General features: G+C 74.7%; 8 protein-coding genes and 1 CRISPR repeat array. Of the genes, 3 read left to right on the forward strand and 5 right to left on the reverse strand.

Translation table 11 applies throughout. The features are described from left to right. Positions 1–39 precede the first annotated feature (39 nt). Together OUQ99_RS13410 and OUQ99_RS13415 are read right to left on the reverse strand one after the other, a co-directional pair. A complete protein-coding gene (locus OUQ99_RS13410) occupies positions 40–1,272 on the reverse strand; it encodes a methyltransferase domain-containing protein (protein ID WP_267949774.1) in 1,233 nt (410 codons plus the stop codon). 594 nt (positions 1,273–1,866) lie between these two features. Next, on the reverse strand, positions 1,867–11,313 hold the full coding sequence (locus tag OUQ99_RS13415) for a non-ribosomal peptide synthetase (protein ID WP_267949775.1): 9,447 nt from the start codon (positions 11,311–11,313) through the stop codon (positions 1,867–1,869). Between the two features lie 1,148 nt (positions 11,314–12,461). Between OUQ99_RS13415 and OUQ99_RS13420 the strand changes: the two genes are divergently transcribed. From OUQ99_RS13420 to OUQ99_RS13430, 3 genes are read left to right on the forward strand one after another with little or no spacing between them, the layout of a single operon-like run. Further along, positions 12,462–13,826, forward strand: coding sequence for a serine hydrolase domain-containing protein (locus OUQ99_RS13420; protein ID WP_267949776.1), 1,365 nt, complete (start codon positions 12,462–12,464; stop codon positions 13,824–13,826). Positions 13,827–13,865: 39 nt separating this feature from the next. Next, complete coding sequence (locus OUQ99_RS13425) at positions 13,866–21,593, forward strand: non-ribosomal peptide synthetase (RefSeq protein ID WP_267949777.1); 7,728 nt, start codon at positions 13,866–13,868, stop codon at positions 21,591–21,593. A 54-nt stretch (positions 21,594–21,647) separates the two neighbouring features. Further along, on the forward strand, positions 21,648–21,857 hold the full coding sequence (locus OUQ99_RS13430) for an MbtH family protein (RefSeq protein WP_267949778.1): 210 nt from the start codon (positions 21,648–21,650) through the stop codon (positions 21,855–21,857). A gap of 537 nt (positions 21,858–22,394) precedes the next feature. After that, positions 22,395–22,913: direct repeats of the CRISPR family, unit length 29 nt; unit sequence GTGAGCCCCACGCATGTGGGGATGGACCG. 41 nt (positions 22,914–22,954) lie between these two features. Here OUQ99_RS13430 and OUQ99_RS13435 read toward each other — a convergent pair. The 3 genes from OUQ99_RS13435 to OUQ99_RS13445 all read right to left on the reverse strand — a co-directional run bounded on the left by OUQ99_RS13435 (position 22,955) and on the right by OUQ99_RS13445 (position 26,142). Continuing rightward, positions 22,955–23,539: a phosphotransferase gene (locus OUQ99_RS13435; RefSeq protein ID WP_267949779.1), complete on the reverse strand. Its 585-nt coding sequence runs from the start codon at positions 23,537–23,539 to the stop codon at positions 22,955–22,957. 851 nt (positions 23,540–24,390) lie between these two features. Further along, positions 24,391–24,549 carry a hypothetical protein gene (locus tag OUQ99_RS13440; protein ID WP_267949780.1) on the reverse strand — a complete coding sequence of 53 codons (159 nt, stop codon included), beginning with the start codon at positions 24,547–24,549 and terminating at the stop codon, positions 24,391–24,393. 189 nt (positions 24,550–24,738) lie between these two features. Next, positions 24,739–26,142 carry a nucleotide pyrophosphatase/phosphodiesterase family protein gene (locus tag OUQ99_RS13445; RefSeq protein ID WP_267949781.1) on the reverse strand — a complete coding sequence of 468 codons (1,404 nt, stop codon included), beginning with the start codon at positions 26,140–26,142 and terminating at the stop codon, positions 24,739–24,741. Positions 26,143–26,167 lie beyond the last annotated feature (25 nt).

Consider the following 26,167-nt stretch of genomic DNA (forward strand, 5'->3'; position numbering starts at 1 on the left):
CATGACTCTCATCCTTCTCAAGACATGCCAGGGCCTCCATCACACCCGGCACCCGACATGAGGATGCGCACCGCCTGTTCCTGCACCGCCCGGCGCGCCCGGGAGCGGGTTGTCCGGCTCCTGGACCCACAACCGCCGTTCACCGGTGGCGGTCACCGAGACCCCCAGGAGCTCGCGGTCCACGGATCCGGCCGCCTCCCAGGTACGGCGGGCGTGGTCGATCTCCGCGCACAGGTCGCGGGGGCCGTACCGGTGCGCCTCGAAGTCGGCGTTTCCGGGGACGTATTCCACCAGGGCCCACGACCCGCGCCGGTCGAACAGGTAGACGGTCGCCTCGCCGCTGTCGTCCGCCGCGTGGTAGCGGACCGTGTTCAGGTGCGGCACCAGCGCCCCCACCGTCAAAGCCAGACCGCCGGAGGGGTCGGCGTCGCACACCGGCATCGGGTCGACCGCGGTGCGGTACCCGACCGCGCCGGCGGCCTGCTCGTCGACGAAGTCCCTCCACCGTCCGGAGGGCACCCGCTGATCGCGCAACCACATGAACGGCGCGTCGCCGACCACGCGCCCGTGCGCCACACCTCCCTCCTGCACGATCAGCCGGAGCAGGCCCGTAGTGGCGAAGCCGGTCGCCCACGGGGTGACGATCACCCCGCCGGGTCGGGTCTGGGAGATCCATGACCCGGGGATGTCGCGTGCGGCGACCGTGGCGAGCACCCGGTCGAACAGGGCACGGTCGGGCGTCCCCTGGGCGCCGTCCCCGACGACCAGCCGCGGCTCGTACCCGGCGGCGGCCAGGTTGGACCTCGCCTGCCGGGCCAGGGCCGGGTCGATCTCGACGGAGGTGACGTGCTCTTGGCCCAGGCGTTCGCACAGCAGCGCGCAGTTGTACCCGGTCGCCGTGCCGATCTCCAGGACGTCCATCCCGTCGGTGACGTCCAGGGCCTGGAGCATGGCCACGACCAGGGAGGGCTGGGACGCCGAGGACGTGGCCCGCTCCCCACGCCCGTCCGGGTGGGCGGGGGCGCCGTCGTCGACCTGGGTGATGACCGAGACGTCGTCGTAGGCCCACCGGGACCAGTCCGGGTGCGAGCGGGGGACGGGGGCGAGCTTGCCGTCCCCGGCATCGACGTCCAGGCCCCAGACGGTGTCGGGCAGGAACGCGTGCCGGGGCACCGACTCCACGGCCCGGCGCCAGGCCGGGTCGGTCAGGACGCCCCGGTCCGCCAACCGGGCGGCCAGGGCGGCCCTGCGTTCACTGTGCGGGGCGATCACTTGCCCTGCTTCTCCCCGCCGCCCCCGTGAGGGCTCGGGTGCTGGGAGTCGTTGTCCTTGGGGTCGCCGCGCTGGTCCTGCGGTGCGTCGGGGTTCGAGTGCTTGCCCATGGCCAGACCTCTCTTGTGCGGTTCGCTGCGAGGCGACTGTAACTGTGCGTGTAAAGCGTGTCATGGCAGTGGCCGGATGTGGACCGGATACGCCAGAGACGATTCATCGGTCCTGGACACGGGCAACAGATTCCGCCCACTCCCACGAGCCCGCGGAACAGAGCCATGCCTCCCCCGCCCTCGCAGTTCGCTCTGACAGAACCATCCGAACCTGCTGGTGTCGGCGTGCTCAGCACAGGTGCGGTCGCACGACGGAGGCGGTCCCGTACGAGCGGGTGCACATGGCCACGGCGGTCAACGCCGAGGCCATCGGGTGGGAGGAGGCGCCCGATGGCTCCGGGTCCTTCCACGGCCACCACCGCTTCGTCAGCGGCGGTCGTGAGCGGCGGTCGTGAGCGGCGGTCGTGCGGCTGATCATCTCTGGACCGGGGACCGGCCGTGTGCGGGCGCCGCCGGGGGTGGGCCCGGCGGCGCCCGCGCCGTGTCACATCTGTTCCAGCAGCACGTCCTCCACCGCCTCGGCGTAGGCGCGCACCGTCTGGTGGTCGAACAGCAGACGGGTGGGCACCGTGACGGCCAGCAGGCTCTCGACCTCGCGCACCACCTGGAGGCTGCGCACCGAGTCCCCGCCGATCTCGAAGAAGTTGTCGTCGCGCCCGATGCGCTCCAGGCCCAGGATGCGGGCCCACACCTGGGCCACGGCCTCCTCGGTGGGGGTCTGCGGCCCGACGTGGACGGGTGCGGCGGCGCGCGCCCAGACGGGTTCGGGCAGCAGGGCCCGGTCCACCTTGCCGTTGCTGTTGAGCGGCAGGGACTCCAGCACGGTGACGGCCGCGGGCACCATGTAGGCGGGCAGTTCGCGGGTCAGCCGCTCCCGCGTCGCCTCGGGGTCCGCCCCGTGCCCGGTGACGTAGGCGACGAGCCTGCGCCCCCCGGCGGGGGCCTCGGCCACCAGCACCACGGCCTGGGCGACGTCCGGTCCGCGCAGCAGGGCGGCCTCCACCTCCCCGGTCTCGACGCGGAACCCGTTGAGCTTGACCTGGCCGTCGACGCGGCCGACGAACACCAGGCGTCCGTCGGGGGACCAGCGCACCAGGTCGCCCGTGCGGTAGAGCCTGCCTCCGTCGCCGAAGGGGTCGGCCACGAAGCGCTCGGCGGTCAGGCCTGGCCGGCCGTCGTAACCGCGCGCGGTCCCGGGCCCGGACAGGTACAGCTCTCCCACCGCCCCCGGCGGCACCGGCCGCAGGGCGCCGTCCAGCACGTGGGCGCCGGTGGCGTCCATGGGGCGGCCGATGGGGCAGTGCCCGGCACGGGCCTCCTCCTCGCCCACCGCGGTGCACGTGGCGAACGTGGTGGCCTCTGTGGGCCCGTACACGTGGACCAGGGAGGTGTCGGGGCAGGCCCGGCGCACCCGGGCCAGGGAGGCGGGGTCGGCGGCCTCCCCGCCGGTCCACAGTTCGCGCAGCCCCGCGAAGCACTCCGGGTCCTGCTGGGCGAAGAGGTTGAACAGCGCGGTGGTGAGGAAGACCGCGCTCACCCCGTGCCGGGCGGTGTGCTCGCGCAGGGAGTCGGCGGAGAGCGGCCCGTCGGCCACCACGACGGTGCCGCCGTTGAGCAGCGGGACCCAGATCTCGTAGGTGGCGGCGTCGAAGGCGTGCGGGGAGTGGAAGAGCACCCTGTCGTGGCCGTGGCCCCAGCGGGAGTCGGCGCTGAGGGCGACCACGGCCTGGTGGTCGACCACCACGCCCTTGGGGACGCCGGTGGAGCCCGAGGTGAACATGACGTAGGCGGCGGTGTGCTCGTGCACAGGCCCCCGCCCGGCCGGGTCCCCGGCGCCCCCGTCCCCTGTCCCCTCGGCGCCGGTCAGGGCGCCGTCGGCGGCGTAGCCGACCACGGCCTCCAGGTCCGCGCAGCGCCCGGCCATGGCGGGATCGGCGACGGCCACGCGCGCTCCCAGGGCCCCGGCCAGGGATCGGACCCGCGCGGTCGGCACGGTCTCGTGCACCGGGACGTAGGCGGCCCCGGTGCGCAGGACGCCGAGCGCGGCCGCGACCACGCGCGGCGACCGGGGCATGAGCAGCAGCACCCGGGACTCCGCGCCCACGCCGAGGGAGCGCAGGCGGTCGGCGACCCGCTCGGCCTCGGCGTCCAGGTCGGCGTAGGTCCACGCGCCGTCGGCCCCGATCAGGGCGGTGGCCCCGGGGTGGAGGGCGGCGCGCTCGGCGAACAGGGCGGTGACGGTGGTGCGGGGCGGCTGTTTCCCGCCGCCCTCGGCCAGGGCCAGGGAACGGGTCGGGTCGGCGCCGGCCACGCGGCCCAGGGGGCGTTCGGGGTCCTCGGTGAGCGAGACCAGGATGCGCTCCAGGTCGGCCAGGAGGCGCTCGGCGGTCGCGGTGTCGAAGCAGGAGGGGTCGTGGCCCAGGACCAGGCGCAGCCCGTCGGAGGCGTAGGCGCTCAGGGCGAGCGGGTAGTTGGTGGCCTCCACCGCGGTGACGATCTCGGCGCGCGGGCCGTCCCCGGGCGGTGCCCCGACCACCGGGTAGTTCTCGAACACCACGGCGCTGTCGAAGAGCGGGGTGTCGCCGGGCAGGCCCGCCTCGGCCTGCACCCGGGCCAGGGACACGTGGTCCCGGGTGCGCGAGAGCGCCTGGTCCTCCTGGAGGCGGCGCAGCCACCGGACCACGGGCACGGCGGGGTCGACGGCGACGCGTACCGGCAGGGTGTTGATGAACAGCCCCACCGCGGCCTCCACACCGGGCATGTCGTCGGGCCGGCCGGAGGTGGTGGCGCCGAAGACCACGTCGGTGCGGCCCGAGTACGCGGACAGCAGCAGGGCCCAGGCCCCCTGCACCAGGGCGTTGACGGTCAGTCCGTGGGCGCGCGCGAAGGCGTGCACGGCCTCGGCCCGCGCGGGGGCCGGCGAGACCTGGACGCGGGCGGAGGAGCGTGCGGCGCGCAGCGCGGCCGGGGGCCGGTCGTAGGGCAGCGGGGTGGGTTCGGCCACCCCCTCCAGAGCCTCCCGCCAGAAGGCGTGCGCCTCCTCGGCGTCCCGCCCGGCCAGGCGGCGCAGGTGTTCGCGGAAGTCGGGGCGCGGGGCCGGGGCGTGGCCCCGGTGGGCGGTGAGGAGGTCCTCCAGGACCAGGGGCAGGCTCCACCCGTCGAGGACGATGTGGTGGAAGGTCCACACCATGCGCACGGAGGCCTCGCCGGTGCGCAGCAGGGCCACGCGCAGGAGCGGGTCGCGGGCGGGGTCCAGGCCCAGGGAGGCGTCCCGGGCCAGGTGGTCGGCCAGTGCCCGTTCGCGTTCCTCCTCCCCGGCGCCGCGCAGGTCGCGGTGGACCACCTCGACGGGGACGTCGCGGTGCACCAGCAGGACCGGTTCGCCGAGCCCCTCCCAGGCCACCCGGGCGCGCAGGACGGGGGTGGCCGCGACCACCTCCCGCCAGGCGCGGTCCAGGGAGCCGGGGTCCCCGACCCCGGTCAGGTCGACGACGACCTGCTCCAGGTAGGAGCCGGAGCCGGGTTCCAGGACGGAGTGGAAGAACATGCCCTGCTGCATGGGGGTGAGCGGCCACACGTCCTGGACGTCGCGGCCGTCGCCGACGAGGCGGTCGACCTGGGCCTGGTCCAGGCGCACCAGGGGGAAGTCGGAGGGGGTGGCCCCTCCCTGGGAGGGGTCGAGGCAGAAGCCGGCCAGGTCGGCGAGTTCGGCGGCCAGGCGGTCGGCGAGGCGGCGCACGGTGGCCGTGTCGTGGACGGTGGCGGCGTGGTGCCAGTCGAAGACCAGGCGTTCGCCCTCGAAACGGCCCACCACCTCGACCAGGTGGGCGCGTTCCTCGTCCGGGGAGTGCTCGCCGCCGGGGTTGATCCGCAGGCCGGTGTGCAGGGCGTCCCGGCCCGGCGCGGTGTCGAAGCGGCCCAGGTAGTTGAAGCTCACGCCGGGCGCGGGATCCTGTTCCAGGCGGGCGCGCTGCCGGGGTGTGCCCAGGTGGCGCAGGGCCCCGTAGCCCACACCGTTGCCGGGGACCGCGCGCAGTGTCTCCTTGGTGGTGCGGATCTGGTCGGCCCAGCGGGGGGCCGAGGTGAGCACGACGGGGAAGACGGTGGTGAACCAGCCCACGGTGCGGGAGGTGTCCACGTCCTCGAACAGGTCCTCGCGGCCGTGGCCCTCCAGGTCCACGGGGACGCTCCGGGCCCCGGACCAGTCGCACAGCACGCGGCCCAGGGCGGCCAGCAGCAGGTCGTTGACCCGGGTGCGGAAGGCCGAGGGGGCCTCGCGCAGCAGGCGGCGGGTGTCCTCCTCGGACAGCCCGGCGGTGACCACCCGTTGGTCCCCCACCAGGCCGTTGCCCCGGCCGGGGTGGTCGCGGGGCAGTTCGACGCGGGTGGCGGCGACGGCCGCCCAGGTGTCGAGTTCGGCGTCGAAGGCCCCCTCCGCGGTGTGGCGGGCCAGACGGTCCGCCCACACGGGGAAGGGCGTGGTGCGCGGCCCCGGGTCCACCGGCTCCCCCCGGAGCGCCTGGTGGTAGGCGGTGGCCAGGTCCTCCAGCAGCACCCGCCAGGACACCCCGTCCACGACGAGGTGGTGGGCGGTCAGCAACAGGCGGGAGCCGGCGGCGCCGGAGTCGAGGAGGACGGCGGCGAAGACCGGCCCGCGGGCCAGGTCGAGACCGGCGTGGGCGGCGCGGATGCTCTCCGAGGCCGGGTCGTGCGTCCTCTCGGGCGGGTGCCCGGTCAGGTCGACCACGTCCAGGGGCGGGGCCGCGGTGCCGGGTTCGGCCACACGCGGGCCGTCGCCGTCGCGGCGCAGGCGGAGCATGTCGTGGTGGTCGGCCAGGGCCGCCAGGGCGGTGCGCAGGGCGCGCGGTCGCAGGGGGCGGGCCAGGTCCAGGAGCACGGACATGGCGAAGTGGTCGGGCGCCACCGGGTGCGTGCGGTCGAACCAGCCCATGACGGGTGTGGGGGTGACCGGGCCGCTCACCGGTCCCGTCCCGGCCGGCCCGGTCGGCCGCACGCGCGCCACCTCGGCCAGGGCGGCGACGCTGGGGTGGGAGAAGACGTCGCGGCTGGTCAGCTCCACCCCGGCCGCGCGAGCGCGGGAGACCGCCTGGATGCTGAGGATGGAGTCGCCGCCCAGGGCGAAGAAGTCGTCGTGGACCCCCACCCGCTCCACGGCCAGGACGGAGGCGAACACCTCGGCCAGGAGGCGTTCGGCGTCGGTCCGGGGGGCGGCGTGTTCCCGGTCGTTCCCGGGTTCGGGCAGGGCGCGGTGGTCGAGCTTGCCGTTGGCGGTCAGGGGCAGCGACTCCAGGACCACGACGGCGGAGGGGACCATGTAGCCGGGCAGGCGGGCGGCCAGGGCGCGGCGCCACCCCTCGGCCTCCTCCTGCCCCGTGCCCTGCTTCGAGGCGACGACGTAGGAGAGGAGCCGTCGCCCGCCGCCGGGGGCGGCCCGCACCAGGGCGACGGCCTCGGCGACGCCCTCCTGGGCGAGGAGGGCGGCCTCGACCTCGCCGGGTTCGATCCGAAAGCCCCGGATCTTGACCTGGGAGTCGGCGCGGCCCACGTACTCCAGTTCCCCGGAGCGGTTCCATCGCACCAGGTCGCCGGTGCGGTAGAGCCGTCCGCCGTCGCCGAGGGGGTCGGCCACGAAGCGCTCGGCGGTCAGGGCCGGACGCCCGTGGTAGCCGCGCGCGACCCCGGCGCCGCCGATGTGCAGTTCTCCCACCGCGCCCAGGGGGACGGGACGCAGGAGGCTGTCGAGCACCCGCAGGCGCATGCCGTCCAGGGGCGTGCCGATGGGGACGGCGCGCACCGGTTCGCGGGTGCGCGCGGCGGGGTGGTGGGTGGCGAAGGTGGTGGTCTCGGTGGGCCCGTACCCGTTGGCCACGACCGTGTCGGGGCAGGCCTCCAGGACACGGTGGACGCTCGTGGGGTTGGCGGCCTCGCCCCCGGTGATCACCTCGCGCAGCGGGGCGAAGCAGGAGGGGTCCTGGGCCGCGTAGAGGTTGAAGAGGGCGGCGGTGACGAAGGTGGAGGTGACCCCGTGCCGGCGCGCCAGCGCGCCGAACTCCTCCGCGCCCGCGCGCCCGGGGGGCGCGACGACCACGGCCCCGCCGCGCAGCAGCGGCACCCAGATCTCGTAGGTGGCGGCGTCGAAGGCGTGCGAGGAGTGGAAGAGCACCCGGCGGTCGCGACCGCCGTCCCATCGTGAGTCCCGGGCCAGGGCGACCACGTCCGCATGGGTCACGGCCACCCCCTTGGGCACCCCCGTCGACCCCGAGGTGTGCATGACGTAGGCCACCGCGCGCGCGTCCACCACGGGCAGGGGGTCCCCGGCACGGGCGGGCGGGTACGGTTCGGTCCCGTCCAGGACCAGCACGCGGGCGTCGAGGCCCTCGGGCAGGCGGGAGCGTGAGGCGGTGTCGGTGACGACGACGCGGGCCCCGGTGTGTTCGACCGTCCAGGCCACGCGTTCGGCGGGGTCGTCGGGGTGCACGGGAACGTAGGCGCCCCCGGCGCGCAGTACGGCGAGCATCGCGGTGACCACGTGCGGACCCCGCTCCAGCAGCAGCGGGACGGCCTCCTCGGCGCCCACCCCCCGGGCGCGCAGGAGGCGGGCCAGGTCGGCGGAGCCGGCGTCGAGCTCGGCGTAGGACACCTCGGGGAAGTCGCCGAGCAGGGCCGGGGCGTCGGGGGTGCGCGCCGCCTGCGCGGCGAACGCGGCCGTCACGGAGACGGGCCCGGCCTGGGCGCGACCCCGTTCCCAGGTCTCCAGGAGGGCCCGTTCGGACGCGGGGCGCAGGTCCAGGGCGGTCAGGTCCAGGCCGGGGTCGGCGACGACGGCGCCGGCCAGGCGGGACAGGGCGTCGGCCAGGGCCTCCACGCGCCCGGCGTCGTACAGGTCGGTGTTGTACTCGACGGCCAGGCGCAGGACGCCGTCGCGCTCGGCGTACTCGAAGACCAGGTCGGCCAGGGCGGCGGTGCGCGGCAGGTCGAGCTCCTCGGTGCGCAGCCCCTCCAGCTCCAGCCCGCCGGTGTGGGCGTTCTGCAGGACCATCAGCGCCTGGAACAGGGGGCCGCGGGAGGGGTCGCGTTCGGTGACCAGGGCGTCGACGACGCGGTCGAAGGGCATCTCGTGGGCGAGGGCGGCGTCGGCCTCGGCGCGCACCTGCTCGACGAACTCGGCCGCGGTGGTGCCCGGGCGCAGGCGGGAGCGGAGCACGACCGGGTTGACGAAGAAGCCGACCACGTCCTCCAGCCGGGGGTGGTCGCGTCCGGCGGAGGCGGCCCCCAGGGCGACGTCGGCGGAGCCGGAGGCCGCGGAGAGCACCGCCTGGGTCAGGGCCGCCAGGGTCGCGAAGAGCGTGGCGCCGCGTTCCGCGCCCAGGGCCCGCAGCCCCCGGAGCAGGCCGGCGTCCAGGGTGGTGCGGTGCACGGCCCCGGCCGTGGTGCGCCGGGCGGGCCGGGGCCGGTCGGTGGGCACGGCCAGCGGGGGCACGTCCTCCAGGGTGCGCGCCCAGTACTCCAGGCGGCGCCGGGCCTCGGGGCCCTCCCAGCGGCCCTGCTCCCAGACGGCGAAGTCGGCGTAGTCGAGTTCCGCACCGGTGTCGGCGTCCTCCCCGCGCACGACGGCCCGGTGGAAGGCGGCGAGGTCGCGGTGCAGGAGGTCGACCGACCAGCCGTCGCAGGCGATGTGGTGGGTGCTCAGGACCAGGACGTGGTCCTCGGCCTCCAGGCGCAGCAGCAGGGCACGGGTGGGCGGCCCCGTGACCAGGTCGAAGGGGGTGTCGACCTCGCGCCGCAGGTGTGCGTGCAGTTCCTCCCGGAGGGCGGTCCGGTCCCCGGCGGCCACCTCGCGCACCGTGAGCAGGTCGCGGCGGGGGGAGCCCACGTACTGGAAGGGCTCGCCGTCGACGGTGTCGTAGGTGGTGCGCAGGGACTCGTGCCGTTCCTGGAGCAGTTCCAGGGCGCGGCCGAGCGCGGACACGTCGAGCGGGCCGCGCAGGCGGAAGGCGCTGCCGGTGTGGTACTCGGAGCTGTCGCCGTCGAGCTGGTGCAGGAACCACAGGCGGCGTTGGGCCGCCGACAGCGGCAGCGGGCGCCCGCGTCCCACGGGGGCGATGGGCTCCTCGCGGGGTCCTGCGCCGCCCGCGGCGGCGATGCCCTCCGGGGTGGGGTGGCGGAACAGGGCGCGGGGGTCGAGGCCGGTCCCCAGGCGTTCGCCCAGACGCCAGGCCACGCGGGCGGCGAGGATGGAGTCGCCGCCCAGGGCGAAGAAGTCGTCGCGCGCGCCCACGCGTTCCAGCCCCAGGGCCGCGGCGAACTCCTCGGCGGCGGCGTGTTCGGCGCCCTCGCGCGGCCGGACGTAGTCGACGGTGCGGGCGGGGGGCGCGGGCAGGGCGCGGTGGTCGACCTTGCCGTTGGCGGTCAGGGGCAGCGCCTCCAGGACCACGACGGCGGAGGGGACCATGTAGCCGGGCAGGCGGGCGGAGAGCCTGTCGCGCAGGGCCGCGGTGTCCGTGACCGGGCCGACCACGTAGCCGACCAGGGTGCGCGCGCCCGGCGCGTCCTCGCGGACGGTGACCAGGGCCTGGGCGACCCCCTCCTGGGCGAGGAGGGCGGCCTCGACCTCCCCGGGTTCGATCCGAAAGCCCCGGATCTTGACCTGGGAGTCGGCGCGGCCCACGTACTCCAGCGTCCCGTCGGCGCCCTCGCGCACGAGGTCGCCGGTGCGGTAGAGCCGTCCGCCGTCGCCGAGGGGGTCTGCCACGAAGCGCTCGGCGGTCAGGGCCGGGCGCCCGTGGTAGCCGCGCGCGACCCCGGCGCCGCCGACGTAGAGCTCCCCGACCCGCCCCCGGGGCACGGTGCGCAGCCGGGCGTCGAGCACGCGGGCGCACATGCCGTCCAGGGGCGTGCCGACGGGGACCGACAGGTGCGGGGGCCGGGCCCGGTCCACGGCGAAGTGGGTGGCGAAGGTGGTGGTCTCGGTGGGCCCGTACCCGTTGGCCACGACCGTGTCGGGGCAGGCCTCCAGCACGGTGCGGACCGCTGCGGGAGGGACGGCCTCGCCCCCGGCGATCACCTCGCGCAGGGGGGCGAAGCAGGAGGGGTCCTGGGCGGCGAACAGGTCGAAGAGGGCGGCGGTGACGAAGGTGGAGGTGACCCCGTGCCGGCGCGCCAGCGCGCCGAAGGCGGGGGTGCTGAGCCGTTCGGGGGGTGCGACGACCACGGCCCCGCCGCGCAGCAGCGGGACCCAGATCTCGTAGGTGGCGGCGTCGAAGGCGTGCGAGGAGTGGAAGAGCACCCGGCGGTCGCGACCGCCGCCCCAGCGCCGATCCAGGGCCAGGGCCACCACGTCGGCATGGGTCACGGCCACCCCCTTGGGGACCCCTGTCGACCCGGAGGTGTGCATGACGTAGGCCGCCGCGCGCGCGTCGACCACGGGCAGTGCCGTGTCCGCGCCCCGCCCCGCCACGAGGACGTCCGTCCCGTCCAGGTCGACGACCCGGGCGGTCCCCCTCAGGCGTTCGGGCAGGCGGTGGCCGAGCGAGCGGTCGGTGAGGACCAGGCGGGCGCCGGTGCGCTCGGCGGCGGCCAGCACCCGTTCGGCGGGGTCGTCGGGGTGCACGGGGACGTAGGCGCCCCCGGCGCGCAGCACGGCGAGCATCGCGGTGACCACGTGCGGACCCCGCTCCAGGGCGAGCAGCACGGTGCCCTCGCGGGGCAGCCCCCGGAGGAGCAGGAGGCGGGCCAGGTCGGCGGACCTGGCGTCGAGCTCGGCGTAGGACACCTCGGGGAAGTCACCGAGCAGGGCCGGGGCGCCGGGGGTGCGCGCCGCCTGCGCGGCGAAGACCTCCGGTACCGAGGCGTGCGGGACCGCGTCCACGGGGACGGGCTCGGGGCGGTTCGACTCCTGGGGGGACAGCACGTGGTGGCTCCTGGTGCGCGTTCGGGGAGGGAGGACGGCGGACGGGCGGACGGGTGCGGGGGGCCGTGATCCGTCGCCGCGACGGCGTGGCCGTCCGGCGGGGTCGGCGGACGCCGATCGATCCGCCATTCCCCCCATGGCCGCCGTACGACAACAGAGCGTGCCACATCGCCTTATCCAACCGGGCACTTTACCAAAATCATCTTCGTCCTGAAATTCCCTCCACGGGCTGAAAATCACACTCGGAACAACTTGCGCCACATGCAATACTTAACGCCACAAATCAGACAAAACAACGCAAAATATATTATATTCCATAAAGGCCAAGAACAAAGACCTCCCATGTGTGAGAGGCACGCACGACCACGAAACGCGAACACATTCCGGAGTCGTTCAAACACCTAGAGTAATCAGAATTCAATGTTTGACCGGATGCGGCTACGAGGTGCGCCTCTCGCCCCTATCGCCCCCGTCCACGAGGCGGGAACCGCCGCGCACTCCACCGAGGGGCGCCCCCTCCCGCGCCGCGGACCCCCACTGCCGCCCCTCCCTCCCGGGGGCGATGCGATCCCGCCATAACCGGTGGTCAGGGCCCATGTTCAGCCCATAGCACAGCGCCCGGGGCAGCGCAGGCGTTTCGCCGCAAATGGCCTTTTTTTGTGGTTTGGACGAACTTTCCGTTCCCGCGTGAGGAGGGAGGCATCCGTTCCGACGATCGTGGAGCAGGTGTGCGAACCGGAACATCTTTTCCCCTCCCACGCCCTTCCAGCAGCGCAAACGAGTGAGAAGCACCACAGGGTCACGGGTAAACCACCGGTGTTCCCGAGCGGTGTCCGGAACGGCACGTGATGCACCCCCTCCGAGGGTCGCTCCCACGGCCGCGAGGTGAACGCCCTGCTAAAACCGGGGAGCATACGAAAAAACCTGACGACCGCCGATGAGGGCGCAATGCCTTCACACCACGGAAATCTCCGCGTACGCCCGACCGCATTCCCCCTCACCTGGTTCACGGCATATCCGAATCCCTTGCCAAGGTTCGAAGCGATATGTGAGTATCCGTGACAGGTGCGGCGAACCGCCCTGTCCCCACCGAAGCGACCGGCTGCTCCCGTCCCGAGCGCCGGCCTTTCGGGTGCCCTCCGAGCTCCATGAGGAGAACCATCGTGCGCGAGGCCCTGTCCGACCTGCTCCTGCGGTCCGCCCGCCGGACCGGCGTCCCCGGAGCCCAACTCGCGGTCTACCACCGCGGGGAGCTGCACACCTGTGTCACCGGCGTGGAGGACTCCGCGACGGGGCGTCCCGTGGAAGACGCCTCCCTCTTCCCCCTGGGCTCGGTGACCAAGCCCGTCACCGCCGCCCTGGTCATGCAACTGGTGGAGGACGGCGACGTCGACCTCGACGCCCCCGTGCTGCACCACCTGGGGGGCGGCGCGCCCGACCACCCGCTGCGGGGGGTCACCGCCCGCCACCTGCTCAGCCACACCGCCGGCCTGGTCTCGGAGCGGCCCGCGGACGCCCCCGCCACCTCCCTGCGCCGTTACGTCTCCTCGCTGACCCCCGAGGACCGCATCGCGCCGCCGGGGACGGTGTTCTCCTACTCCAACACCGGCTACGCCGTGGCGGGCCGGCTCGTGGAGGCCGTCACCGGACAGGACTGGTGGGAGACCGTGGAGTCGCACCTGTGCTGGTCCACCGGCATGGAACTGGCGCCGGTCCCGGCGCCGCGGCCCCCCGCCCCCGGTCTGGTCACCGGTCACGCCGTCGACGGCGCGGGCCGGGCCCACCCGGTGGGCTTCCACATCGAGCCCGCCCTCGCCCCGGCCGGGGGACTGGCCGCGAGCGCCGCCACCCTGGCGGCCTTCGGCAGGGCCTTCCTCGACCCCGGGCACGCGGCCCTGGACGGCGAGGTCGCCTCCCCGGAGGTGCTGGGAGAGATGGGCCGCTCGGTGAGCGTGGCCGACCCCTTCGGCCTGGCCGACGGCTGGGGCGCCGGCTGGTCCCTGCACCTGGCGGGCGACCGCCTGTGGTACGGCCACGACGGGACCCTGGACGGGGCCACCTGCAACCTGCGCGTGGACCCCGAGGGCGGGACGGTGGTCGCCCTGACCACCAACTCCACCACCGGTGTGACCACCTGGGAGCACCTGGTCCGCGGTCTGCGCGAGCTGGGGGTGGACGTGGGCCACTACCGCCAGCCCGACGCCGCGGCCGAGGGCGCCGCCGCCACCGCGACCGCCCCCGACCGGGTCACCGGGCGCTACGGCAACGGCGGCCTGAGCGCCGAGGTCGTCCACGACCGCGGCGGCCACCGGCTGGTCATGTCCAACGGCTTCGAGGGCGAGCTGACCACCGGGCCGGGCGGAGCCTTCCGGGTGGTCTCCGAGCGCCACGGCGGGATCGCCCTCAGCGGACGCTTCCTCACCGACCCCGCCGCCCCCGGACGTGCCACGGCCCTGCAGTACAACGGGCGCACCCTGCGTCTGAGCGGGCTCGCCGTGGGCCCCAACGCCTGATCCACCACCCCTGCGCACACGAGGACCGGCACAGCGACCATGAGCGACGCCCCCGTTGACCACACTTCCGAGCTCGACCGCGCCAGGGCCCGCGAGGAGGTCCTGCGCCGCCTGCGCGCGCGTGACGGGAGCGGCCAGGACATCCCCCGCGTCCCCCGTGACCGCCCGGTCGCGCTGTCCTTCGCCCAGCAGCGGCTCTGGGTCCTGGACCAGATGCGGCCGGGGCGCACCGACTACAACTCCGCCCTGGTCCTGAGACTGACCGGGGACCTGGACGCCGGGGCGCTGCGACGCTCCCTGACCGCGCTGGTGCACCGGCACGAGTCCCTGCGCACCACCTTCACCGAGGTGGACGGCGAGGGGCGGCAGGTCGTCGGCGCCCCCTACGAGGTGGACCTCCCCACGACCGCGACCGGGGGACGCGAGGAGTCCGCCGAGAGGGCGGCCCAGGAGTACGCCCTGCCCTTCGACCTGGAGCGCGGCCCCCTGCTGCGGAGCCGGCTCCTGGTGGAGGGACCCGACAGCCACGTGCTGGTGCTGTGCCTGCACCACATCGTCACCGACGGCTGGTCCCTGGACCTGCTGCGCGGCGAGCTGGACACCCTCTACCGCGCCGCCACCGCCGACCCCGGCCGCGCGCCGGACGCCCTGGCCGCCGACCTGGACCCGCTGCCCGCCCAGTACGCCGACTACGCCTCCTGGCAGCGCTCGCGCCTGGACGGGGCCGCCCTGACCCGCTCGCTGGACCACTGGCGCCGCAGACTCGCCGACCCCCCCGTGCTGGAGCTGCCCACCGACCGGCCGCGGCCGGCCGTGCGCGACGGCGCGGGCGACACCCTGCCCTTCTCCCTGCCCGCTCCGCTGGTGGAACGCCTGGAACGCCTGGCCTCCGGACGCGGCGCCCACCTGTCCACGGTGCTGCTGACCGCGGCCCAGGTGACCGCCGCCCGCTGGAGCCGCAACCCCGACGTGGTGCTGGGCACCGTCACCTCCGGGCGCGAGGACCGGCGGCTGCACCGGATGACGGGCTTCTTCGTCAACACCCTGGCCGTGCGCCAACAGGTGGACGAGGAGCTGTCCTTCGCGGAACTGCTCGACCGGACGCGTGCCGGGTTCCTCGCCGACCTCGACCACGGCGAGGTCCCCTTCGACACGGTCGTGGACGCCGTCCTGACCGAACGCGACCCCGCGGTGCCGCCGCTGGTGCAGGCCGCGGTGGTCTTCCAGAGCGCCCGGACCTCCGGGGAGGCGGGCCTGGGCGACCTGGACGCGGAACCGGTGCAGGTGCGGCGCGGCCAGTCGGTCTTCGACCTGACCCTGGAGTTCCGCCCCGGTCCCGACGGTGTCGCGGGGTCGGCCGAGTTCGACACCGCCCTGTTCGACCGTTCCACCGTGGAGCGCCTGGTCGCGGACCTGGTGCGGGTGCTGGAGGGCGCCGAGGACCCCCGCCCCCTGCGGGCCCTGCCCCTGACGGACCGCGAGCGGACACAGGAATCGGAACGCGCCTGGACCGGGGCGCCCGGCCCGCGCCCGCGGCCCCTGCCCGACCTGTTCGCGGAGCAGGCCCGACTGCGCCCCGTGGACCCCGCGCTGGTCGACGCGGACCGCACCGTCTCCTTCGCCGAGGCCGACGACCGGGCCGCGCGCACGGCCCGTCGCCTGCGGGAGCTGGGCGTGCGGCGGGGCGACCGCGTCGGGGTGTGCGTGGAGCGGGGCACGGCCCTGGGCGAGGCGCTGCTGGGCGTGGTGTACGCGGGAGCGGTCTACGTGCCCCTGGACCCGGAGTACCCGACCGAGCGGTTGGCCACCGTCCTGGAGGACGCCGCGCCGCGCGCCGTGATCGTCGACGCCGCGTCCGCCCCCCGGCTGCCCGCGGGCCTCCCGACGCTGGACGCGGCGGACCCCGCCGTGGCCCGGGCGGAGCCGCTGCGCGAGGCGCTGCACCCCGAGGACCCCGCCTACCTCATCCACACCTCCGGCTCCACCGGCAGGCCCAAGGGCGTGCTGGTGGCGCACCGCGGCCTGGCCGCCCTGGCCGCCACCCAGGGCGAGCGCATGCGTGTGGGCCCCGGATGCCGGGTGCTCCAGTTCGCCTCCCCCAGCTTCGACGCGGCCGTCGCCGAGATGACGGTGGCACTGCTCAACGGGGCCGCGGCGGTACTGCTGCCACGCCCCTCCCTGATGGGCGAGGGACTGCCCCGTGCCCTGCGCGAGCACCGCGTCACCCACGTGACGCTGCCCCCGGCGCTCCTGCCCGGCCTGTCCCCCGAGGAACTGGGACCGGTGGAACACCTGCTCGTGGCGGGCGAGGCCTGCCCCGGCGAGCAGATCGCCCGCTTCTGCGACGACCGGGCCGTGTACAACGGCTACGGGCCCACCGAGTCCACCGTGTGCACCACCATCAGCGCCCCGCTCTCGGGGGCGGGCGCCCCCGCCCTGGGCGCCCCGGTGGCGGGCACCCGTGTCCGGATCCTGGACCGGTGGCTGCGCCCGGTGCCCGACGGCGTCCCCGGCGAGCTCTACATCAGCGGCGACGGGCTGGCCCACGGTTACCTCGGGCTGCCCGGCACCACCGCGGAACGCTTCGTCGCCGACCCGGACGCCGAGGGCGGACGCATGTACCGCTCCGGCGACCTGGTCGTGCGCCGCGGCGGACGGCTGGAGTTCCTGGGCCGCACCGACGACCAGGTCAAGATCCGCGGCCACCGCGTCGAACCGGGCGAGGTCGAGCACGTGCTCACCCGCCTTCCCGAGGTGGAACGGGCCGTGGTGGTGGCCGACGGCACCGGCGCCTCGCGCCGTCTGGTCGCCTACGCCGTCCCCGCCCCCGGGTGCGCCACGAGCCCCGAGGCCCTGGAGCGGGCCGCCCGGTCGCTGCCCTCCTACCTGGTCCCGGCGGCTTTCGTCGTCCTGGACGACATCCCGGTGACCGCCAACGGCAAGACCGACCGGCGCGCGCTGCCCGCCGTGGACTGGACCGGGCGCTCCGGGAACGGGTACACGGCCCCGCGCACCACCGCGGAGCGGGAGCTGGCCGCGGTGTGGTGCTCCCTGCTCGGCCTGGAGCGCGTCGGCGTGCACGACGACTTCTTCCGCGTGGGCGGCGACTCCGTCAGCGGGGTGCGCATGCTCGCCCGCGCCGCCGACCGGCTCGGCGCCCGCCCCCCGCTGCGGGCGCTGTTCGAGCGGCCCACCGTCGCCGCGCTGGCCGAGCTCTACGAGGGCCCCGGCGAGCACCGCTCCGCACCCGTGCGCGTGGAGCACGAGGGGCCGGCGCCCCTGTCCGCCGCGCAGCGCCGGATGTGGTTCCTGGACCAGTACTCGCCGGGAGGGGCCGGGTACAACTCCGGCGGCGCGCTGCGCCTGTCCGGCGCGTTGGACGTCCCGGCGCTGGAGCGCGCCCTGGACGCCCTGGCCGCGCGCCACGAGGCGCTGCGCACGGTCTTCCCCTCCCGGGACGGCGCGCCCTGCCAGGTCGTGCTCGACGCCACCGGCCTGCCCCTGGCCGCCGTCGAGCTGGGCGGCGCACCCGGGGGCGGGCGCGAGGAACGGCTGGACGCGCTGCTGGAGGAGTTCGCCTCCCGGCCCTTCGACCTGGCCCGCGGCCCCCTGACCCGGGCGGTACTGGTCCGCGTGGACGAGGACGACAACGTCCTGGCGATCACCATGCACCACATCGTCACCGACGCCTGGTCCATGTCGGTGCTCGTCGGGGAACTGGGAGAGCTCTACCGGGCCGCCCGGGAACGGCCCCACGTCCCGGCCGGGGAACTGCCCGGGGCCGCGGGTCTGGAGCCGGTGCTCCTGCGCTCCACCGACGTGGCCGTGTGGCAGGAGGAACGGGCGCGCTCGGGGGCCTTCGGGGAACACCTGCGGTACTGGCGCGACCACCTGGCAGGGGTCGAGCCCCTGGAGCTGCCGACCGACCGGCCCCGGCCCGCCCAACGGCGCGGCCGCGGCGCCGCGCGCTCCTTCGAGGTCCCCGCACGGGTGCGCGGGCGCGTGCGCGAGCTGGAGTCCGACCACGGCCTGACGCTGTTCATGGTGCTGGTCGCGGCCACCGCACTGACGCTCGCGCGCCACAGCGGCCGGCACGACGTGGTGATGGGCACGGTGACCTCCGGACGCGACGGCGCCGACCTGGAGAACGTGGTGGGGTTCTTCGTCGACACCGTGGCCCTGCGCCTGCGGGTGGACCCCGACGCGTCCGCCTCCGCGCTGCTGGCCCACGTGCGCGCGACCGTCCTGGCCGCGTTCGAGCACGGCGAGGTCCCCTTCGACACGGTCGTGGACGCGACCGGGCAGGAACGCGACCCCTCCCGCCCCACCCTGGTCCAGGCCCTGGTGACGCTGCGGAACACACCGGGCGCCCCCTGGAAGGCGGACGGCCTCGACGCGCGCCCCCACGCCGTCGCCCACCGGCACACCCAGTTCGACCTGACGGTGGAGTTCGCCGAGGAGGACGGGCGGCTGCTGGGCGCGGTGGAGTACGACACCGACCTGTTCGACGCCCGCACGGCCGACCGGATCGCCCACCACCTGGCCGCCACCCTGGACCTGCTCTCCCGTGCCCCGCAGGCGCCCGTGCGGGAGCTGGACCCCGCACCCGCGCCGGACGAGGCCGAGGCCCTGCGCTCCTGGAGCACGGGCGCCCCCGGGCGCCCGCCGGCGTCGGTGCCCGCGGTGTTCGGCGAGCGGGTGCGCGCCCTGCCCGACGCACCCGCCCTGGCGGGACCCGGCGTGGCGATGACCTACGCCGAACTCGACCGGGCCTCGGCGGCCCTGGCCGGACGGCTGCGCTCGCTGGGGGTGGGGCCCGAGACCCCCGTGCCCCTGCTCCTGGAGCGGGGTCCGCACGTGGTCACCGCGATGCTCGCCGTGCTGCGCGCCGGGGGCGCCTACGTCCCCGTGCACCCCGACGACCCCGCCGAACGGGTGCGCCTCCTGGTCTCCGGGACCGGGGCCCCGTGCGTGGTCACCGACGCGGCCTGCGCCTCCCGGGCGCCCTCCGCGGTCCCGGCGGTGCCGGTCGACGCCCTCGACCCCGTGCCGGACGCCGGCGCCCCCGTCGAGGGTCTGGACCGGGCCCACCCCGACCAGCTCGCCTACGTCATGTACACCTCGGGTTCCACCGGGACGCCCAAGGGCGTGGCGGTGACCCACACCGACGTGGTGCGCCTGGCGGCGGACCGGCGCTGGTCGGGCGGGCACGCCCGGCGCACGCTCTTCCACTCCTCGCACGCCTTCGACGCCGCCACCTACGAGATCTGGGCGGCCCTGCTGACCGGCGGCACCGTCGTGGTGGCCCCGCCGGGCCGGCTGGACGCGGACGGCTTCGCCGCGCTGGTCTCCGGGCACGGGGTCAGCGCCACCTTCGTCACCGCGGCGCTGTTCAACCTCTACGCCGCCCAGGACCCCTCCTGCTTCGCGGGGATGGAGCAGGTCGTCACCGGTGGCGAGGCGGCGAGCCCGCACGCGGTGGAACTGGTGCGGCGCGCCTGCCCGGACACGACGGTGGCCAACGGGTACGGACCCACCGAGACCACCACCTTCGCCGCCCACCACGCGCTGCCCCGCGAGGGCTCCACCCCCGACCCGGTGCCGATCGGCCGTCCCCTGGACGGCACGCGGCTGCACGTGCTGGACGAGCGCCTGCGGCCGGTGCCGGTGGGCGCGATCGGCGAGCTGTACGTGGGCGGGCGGGTCACGCGCGGCTACCACGGCCGACCGGCCCCGACCGCCGAACGGTACGTGGCCGACCCCTTCGGCGACGGCGGTCGGCTCTACCGCACCGGCGACCTGGTCCGCTGGAACAACTCCGGGGAGCTGGAGTACACCGGTCGCGCCGACTCCCAGGTCAAACTGCGCGGGTTCCGCATCGAGCCGGGTGAGGTGGAGGCGGCCCTGCTGCGTCTGCCCGACGTGGAGCAGGCCACCGTCCAGGTCCGTCGCGCCGCCTCGGGGGCGCGCGGTCTGGTCGCCTACGTGGTTCCCCGGGAGGGGGGGAGGACGGACCTGCCGGACGTGCGCGAGCGGTTGCGCGAGACCCTGCCCGACTACATGGTCCCGGGGGCCGTGGTGCCCCTGCGGGCCATCCCCCTCAACGCCAACGGCAAGGTGGACCGGGCGGCGCTGCCAGAACCGGACGAGCCCGCCGAGCGGGCGCGGGAGGACACGGCACCGCGCGGCGCCACCGAGCAGGCGCTGGCGCGGATCTGGTCGGAGCTGCTGCACGTGGCGGACGTGGGCCGCCACGACAACTTCTTCGCCCTGGGCGGCGACTCGATCCTGAGCATCCAGCTGGTCTCGCGCGTGCGCGAGGCGGGGTGGAACGTCACCACCCGCGACGCCTTCCTGCACCAGACGGTCGCCGGCCTGGCCGCCGCGGCCGACCGGGGCGGGATCACCGGCGACACCGGCGCGCGGACCCCGGTCACCGGCCCCGTCCCGCCCACCCCCGTGGACCGCTGGTTCTTCCGCACCCGTACCCGCCGCCCCGAGCACTTCGACATGTCGCTGCTGTTCGAGGTCGCCGAGGGCACCGATCCCGACCTGTGGGCGCGGGCCGCCGACAGCCTGCCCGCCCACCACGACATGCTGCGCCTGAGGGTCGTCGACGCCGGGGACGGCCCGCACGGGCACCTGGACGCCGACACGCCCCACCGGGCCCGGGTGGTGCGGGTGAACGGCGAGGAGCTGGAGCGGGCGGTGGAGCGCGAGGCGCTGCGCGCACGCCACGCCGAACGGCTCGCACGGGGGCCGCTGTTCGAGGCCGTGGTGTTCGACGCCGGTCCCCGCCGGGCCCCGCGGGTGTTGCTGTCGGCGCACCACCTGGTGGTCGACGCCGTGTCCTGGCGGGTGCTGCTGGAGGACCTGGCCACCGCCTACGGACAACTGGACCGGGGCGAGAAGGTGGACCTGGGCGCGCCCACCACGCCGTTCCCGGAGTGGTCCCGTCGGCTCGGGGAGCACACCGCCCGGGGGTCCTTCGACGGGGACGCCGACCACTGGTCCGACCTGGCGGCCCGGGCCGCGGACGCGCTCCTTCCCGTGGAGTCGGACTCCGGACCCAACGACGTGGCCTCGGAGCGGGTCCTCACGGCCTCCCTGTCGGCCGAGGAGACCGCGGTCCTGCTGCGCCGGGTGCCCGGCAACCTGCGCAGCAGCATCGACGACGTCCTGCTCGGCACACTGGCGAAGGTGCTGACCGGCTGGAGCGGCTCCCCCCGCCTGCTGGTGGCCAAGGAGGGGCACGGGCGCGAGGACCTGTTCGACGACGTGGACCTGTCCCGCACGGTGGGCTGGTTCACCGCGATCCACCCGGTGCTGTTGGAGGTCCCCGCGGACGCCGACACCGCCGGGGCGATCGCCGTCACGCGCGGGCGGCGTCGGGCCGCCCCGGACGGGATCGGCTTCGGGGCGCTGCGGGAGCTGGCCGGGGGGCGGGCCCCCGCGGCACTGGTCGCGATGCCCGAGCCGCCGGTGACCTTCAACTACCTGGGGCGCTTCGGCGACCGGGGTGAGGGGCCGGTGGGCCGTCCGCTGCCCCTGCCGCCGTGCGACCACGCCCCGGACGAGGAGCGCACCAGCCTGTTCGACGTGACCGGCGCGGTGGTCGGGGAGCGACTGGAGCTCTCCTGGACCTACTCGGTCCACCGGCACCGGACCGAGACGGTCCGGGCCCTGGCCGACGAGTACGCCGAGCGGTTGCGCGCACTCGTGCGCGAGGCCGGACGCGGACGCGCGCGGGACCGCCGCGCGCGCTGACGGTGTCGCGCGAACGGCGCGCGAGACCCACGACGACAAAGGAGAGCGATCGACGTGAGCAACCCCTTCGACGACGAGGACGGCCGTTTCCTGGTGCTGGTCAACGACGAGGGACAGCACTCCCTGTGGCCCGCCTTCGCCGAGGTGCCCCGGGGGTGGCGGGTGGCCCAGGGCGAGACCTCCCGGGCCGAGGCGCTGGAGTACGTGGAGCGCGAGTGGACCGACCTGCGTCCGGCGAGCCTGATCGCCGCGCAGGAGGGCTGACCGCGCCGGGACGCGCGGAACCGGTGACCGGGACGTGTCCCCGGGAGCCGCGTTCCGCGCGTCCCGCCGCGGGGACTCCAAGCCCGCCCTGTGGAGAAGACGCGGACGGACCCCTGCGGGGCAGGGCCTGTTCGTCACGCTTGCCCAAGTGCCTCGGACCGCCTGGAGTGACAGGAGATGTCTACGAGATGGGCAGCTCGTTCTCCGAGGGCCGATGAAACGGGGCGCGCGAGAGATATCCGTCCAGCAGGAGCTCGACGAGGGAGTTGCCGACCGGCTCATCACCGAGTGGAAGCAGAAGTTCGGCAGTGGTCGCCGCGGCGGACCGGCGGTGCTGCGGCAGGATATGGACGTCAAGGTCCTCGGGCTCGCCCGCGAGAAGTCGGAGTTCCCGGACCTGCGCACCGTCGCGGAAGCGCTCATCTGCTAGTTGTTCGGCGTGCCGCCGATCCTGGTGGGAGCCGAGGCCGGCCATTTTCTTGACTGGCCAGTAGGACTCGCGGAGATAACGTCCCGCGTTGTTGCAGGTCGTTAAGTGTGAGCCCCACGCATGTGGGGATGGACCGCGGTCCGACCGCCGCTCCTGCGCCCGGTCATCGTGAGCCCCACGCATGTGGGGATGGACCGCCGTCGCCGAGGAGGGAGACGAAGAGGAGGGGGTGAGCCCCACGCATGTGGGGATGGACCGCTGGCGCGCGCGGTGCGCCGGTGGGACGCCGAGTGAGCCCCACGCATGTGGGGATGGACCGGTCACCCCGCCTACCTGGGGACTCAACCCCTCCGTGAGCCCCACGCATGTGGGGATGGACCGGAACACCGATGCCCGCTTACCGGCTGTCCCGCGGTGAGCCCCACGCATGTGGGGATGGACCGATGGCCGCTAGCTGCCGGTATGGAGTCACAGGGTGAGCCCCACGCATGTGGGGATGGACCGTACCTTGGGCGAACCCAGGTCAAAGCATGGAAGTGAGCCCCACGCATGTGGGGATGGACCGTCCAGGCCGAGCGCGGGGTCCTCCTCCAGTGCGTGAGCCCCACGCATGTGGGGATGGACCGGGCCTCACCCGGATTGCCGAGCGAGGCCCTGCGGTGTGCGACTACTGCGGAGTCAATACCTCGCTCGCGAAGCGGCGCGCGTAAGGAGCGAGGCGCGCGTGGAGGGGGTCCCGCTCGGCGGCCTGGACGATCTCGGCGCAGATCACCAGGTGTGCCAGTCGCCCGTCCTGGTTGTCGAGCACGTCAGCGAAGACCTCACGGACCTTCGCGGCCGTCTCGGGGACGGCGAGGCTGTAGGCGTGAAGGACAGCGGCGTCGTATCCGGCCGGTGCCGCCCCCCAACCCTCCCAGTCGAGGAGAGCGAGCGGATCGCGGGTCACGTTGGCCCAGTGCAGGTCTGCGTGGGAGATGACCCAGCTTCGGACGGTCAGGTCCACCCCGGCCTGAGCGACCTCGGGCAGGTGGTGGGGGATGCGCTCGATGAACCCCGGGGTGTGGGACCGTCGGCCTTGTGGCGCGGGCACCTGCCGCAGCCGGTGGAGCATGGTGCGCAGATCCCTCCACCACCTGGAGCCGATGGTGAGCGGCATTTGGAGATCCGGTGTCGCTGACACGGGAGGTGTGTCGACACGGGAGAACAGCAGGGCCTGGAACACCGGTTCCTGTCCCCACGAGTAGTCGGCCATCAGACGAGGTCGGCGAATGTGCGGGGGGAGGGCCTTCTCGGCAAGGCGGTTGCCTTCCCACATCCGACCTCCCGCCTTCGTTGCAGATTCCACACGCAACCACGCTGGCTCCCCGTCGACGCGAATGACGGGGCCGCTCAGGGTCCGGCCTCCCACCCCGTGGTGCAGCGGGAGGTCAGGCGGCGCGGCCAGGTCCAGGGCCGCGACCGCGTGATGCCACGCCTGTTCCAGGTCAGGCGTTTTGTCGGGAAAGGAGGAGGTCACTGATGTCCTTCAGTCGGGTCTCGACAGGAGCGGGCCGCCCACTACCTTCGCTGCGCTCGCCCAGTGCCGTGCACTCGATGAGCTGATCAGCACCCCGGTCAGACCGGGAGCCGACGCTGTCACCAAGAGGGCCGCTTCAGCAGGTGACGCGCCCTCGCGAATGTGGTGCGCGAGGCGTTCGTTCACCAGGTGGACGAACTTGCCGCCGTGCAGGGGGCGGAGGCCCAGAGCTCCAATCCTGCCTCGTCGGCCTCACCGAGAGGACCGCTTCCCACCAGGGCCTCCCGCACGGGAGCGATCACGATCTCTGCCTGTCGTCCCCCTGCTCTTCGACATCGTGCGGACACGAGGTCGCAGTGAACCAAGGGGAGGGGCGACGGTGGCGGAGACGCCCATCCCGGCCGCGGTTCTTGGCGTGCTCTTGTGAGCCCTACGCACGTAGGGACGGACCGTCCCGGGTGGACGAGGAATCCGACCTGCTCAAGGACGAGCCTCCGGCCGCGGCCGGTCTCGTCGGCGGTCACGACCCCGGGGACGACGAAGGCGCCGACGACTCCTCGTCGGCGCCCGAAGGGCAGGGGTCCGCCCTAGTGCCCTGCGTGCTCCTCGTCGGTGCTGACGATCAGCGCGTAGGCCTCGGCGAGGTCCTTCACGTCTTCGGCCTCCTCGGACACGGGAGCGAGCTCCACGATCTTCTTGAGGAGTGCTTCGCGTGCCTGGGCCTGGATGTCCTGCGATTCGGTCATGCGCCAACCCTAGACCCGGGAACGGACATGTCCGGCCACTTCCCCGCGTCCACCGGCGGAGGCAGCCCGGCCGGTGGTCCCCCCGCATGGGGAGACCACCGTGGCCGAGCGGCAGGGCCGGGCGCTCGGAGCCGCCGACACCGCCCACGAAGCCGGAGGCCGGACCCCGTGGCCGTCGGCGGTCGGGGGTCAGGGGAGGGTGGACGGTCCCGCCGGTGCCGGCACACCGGCGAGACCGAGTATGAGGTCGCGGATCTCGGTGGCCGCGACGCGTTCCCGGGCGAAGCCGGGATCGGTGCACAGCACCAGGGGGCCGTCGTCGGGGTCCTCGTGCGCGCGCCCGTGGGTGCCGCGCACACAGCCCGGGTCGAGCGGGACCACGTTCATGGCGTAGCGCAGACCGGCCTTCTTGCGCACGAGGTTGGCCGCCGCGCGCGCTTTGACGAACGGGTCCCCGGGATCGAGGAAGAGCTCGGCCGGGTCGTAGCCCGGCTTGCGGTGGATGTCCACGCCCCGCGCGAAGTCCGGCGCCGCCCCGTCGTGCAGCCAGTAGTAGTAGGTGAACCAGGCGCCCGGGTCGGCCACGAGGACGAGCTCGCCCGAGCGCTCGTGGTCCAGCCCGTGCTCCGCCTGCCCGTCGCGGTCCAGGACGAGGTCCACCCCCTCCACCCCGGCGAGGAGGCCGGCGACCGCGGACACGTCGCCGGGGTCGCGGACGTACACGTGGGCGCACTGGTGGTCGGCCACCGCGAAGGCGCGCGACTCCCACGGGTCCAGGTACTCCATCCCGTGCTGGGTGTGGACCTCCAGCAGTCCGGCCTCCCGCAGCACCCGGTTGACGTGCACCGGCCTGTCCGCGGGGGTGATGCCGTACTCGCTGAGGACCATCACGGCGGCGCCCGAGCGCTCGGCGTCGTCCAACAGGGGCGCCAGGGCCGCGTCCAGGTCGCCCACCGCCCGACGGGCCTGCTCCGAGCCGGGGCCGTACCGCTGCAGGTCGTAGTCCAGGTGGGGGACGTAGCACAGGGTCAGGTCGGCCCGCGGCATCAGTCTGCGGGTCGCGGCCACGATCCACTCGGTGGAGCGGATCGACGCGGTCGGCCCCCAGTAGTGGAAGAGCGGGAAGGGTCCCAGCTCCGCGGTCAGCTCGTCGTGGAGGGCGGGGGGACGGGTGTAGCAGTCGGGGGACTTGCGCCCGTCGGCGTGGTAGACCGGCCTGGGGGTGACGGTCCAGTCGGTGGTGGCGCCCATGGCGTACCACCAGCACACGTTCGCGGTGCGAAAACCCGGCCGGCGGCGCCGGGCGGTCTCCCACACCTTCTCGCCCCGGACCAGGCGGTTGTGCTGGCGCCACAGGTACACCTCGCCCAGGTCCCGGAAGTACCAGCCGTTGCCGACGGCGCCGTGCCCGGCCGGGGTCAGGCCGGTCAGGAACGTGGACTGGACGGTGCAGGTGACGGCGGGCAGGACGGTCTCCAGCGGGGCCTGCCAGCCCTTCTCGGCCATGGCGCGCAGTCGGGGCGCGTGTCGCAGCAGCCGGGGCGTGAGCCCGACCGCGTTGACGACGAGCAGGCGCGGTTCCTCCGTCGGCATGCGGGTGTCCCTTCGTCTCGCGGGG

Origin of the sequence: Streptomonospora nanhaiensis, from assembly GCF_026642255.1 — a bacterium.
Classification (GTDB): Bacteria; Actinomycetota; Actinomycetes; order Streptosporangiales; family Streptosporangiaceae; genus Nocardiopsis; species Nocardiopsis tropica.

What these genes read in the sequence shown, in the direction of transcription:
- OUQ99_RS13435 (WP_267949779.1), bottom strand. Translation starts at nt 23,539, where the DNA reads ATGGCCGACTACTCGTGGGGACAGGAACCGGTGTTCCAGGCCCTGCTG.
- OUQ99_RS13425 (WP_267949777.1), top strand. Translation starts at nt 13,866, where the DNA reads ATGAGCGACGCCCCCGTTGACCACACTTCCGAGCTCGACCGCGCCAGG.
- OUQ99_RS13445 (WP_267949781.1), bottom strand. Translation starts at nt 26,142, where the DNA reads ATGCCGACGGAGGAACCGCGCCTGCTCGTCGTCAACGCGGTCGGGCTC.
- OUQ99_RS13440 (WP_267949780.1), bottom strand. Translation starts at nt 24,549, where the DNA reads ATGACCGAATCGCAGGACATCCAGGCCCAGGCACGCGAAGCACTCCTC.
- OUQ99_RS13420 (WP_267949776.1), top strand. Translation starts at nt 12,462, where the DNA reads ATGAGGAGAACCATCGTGCGCGAGGCCCTGTCCGACCTGCTCCTGCGG.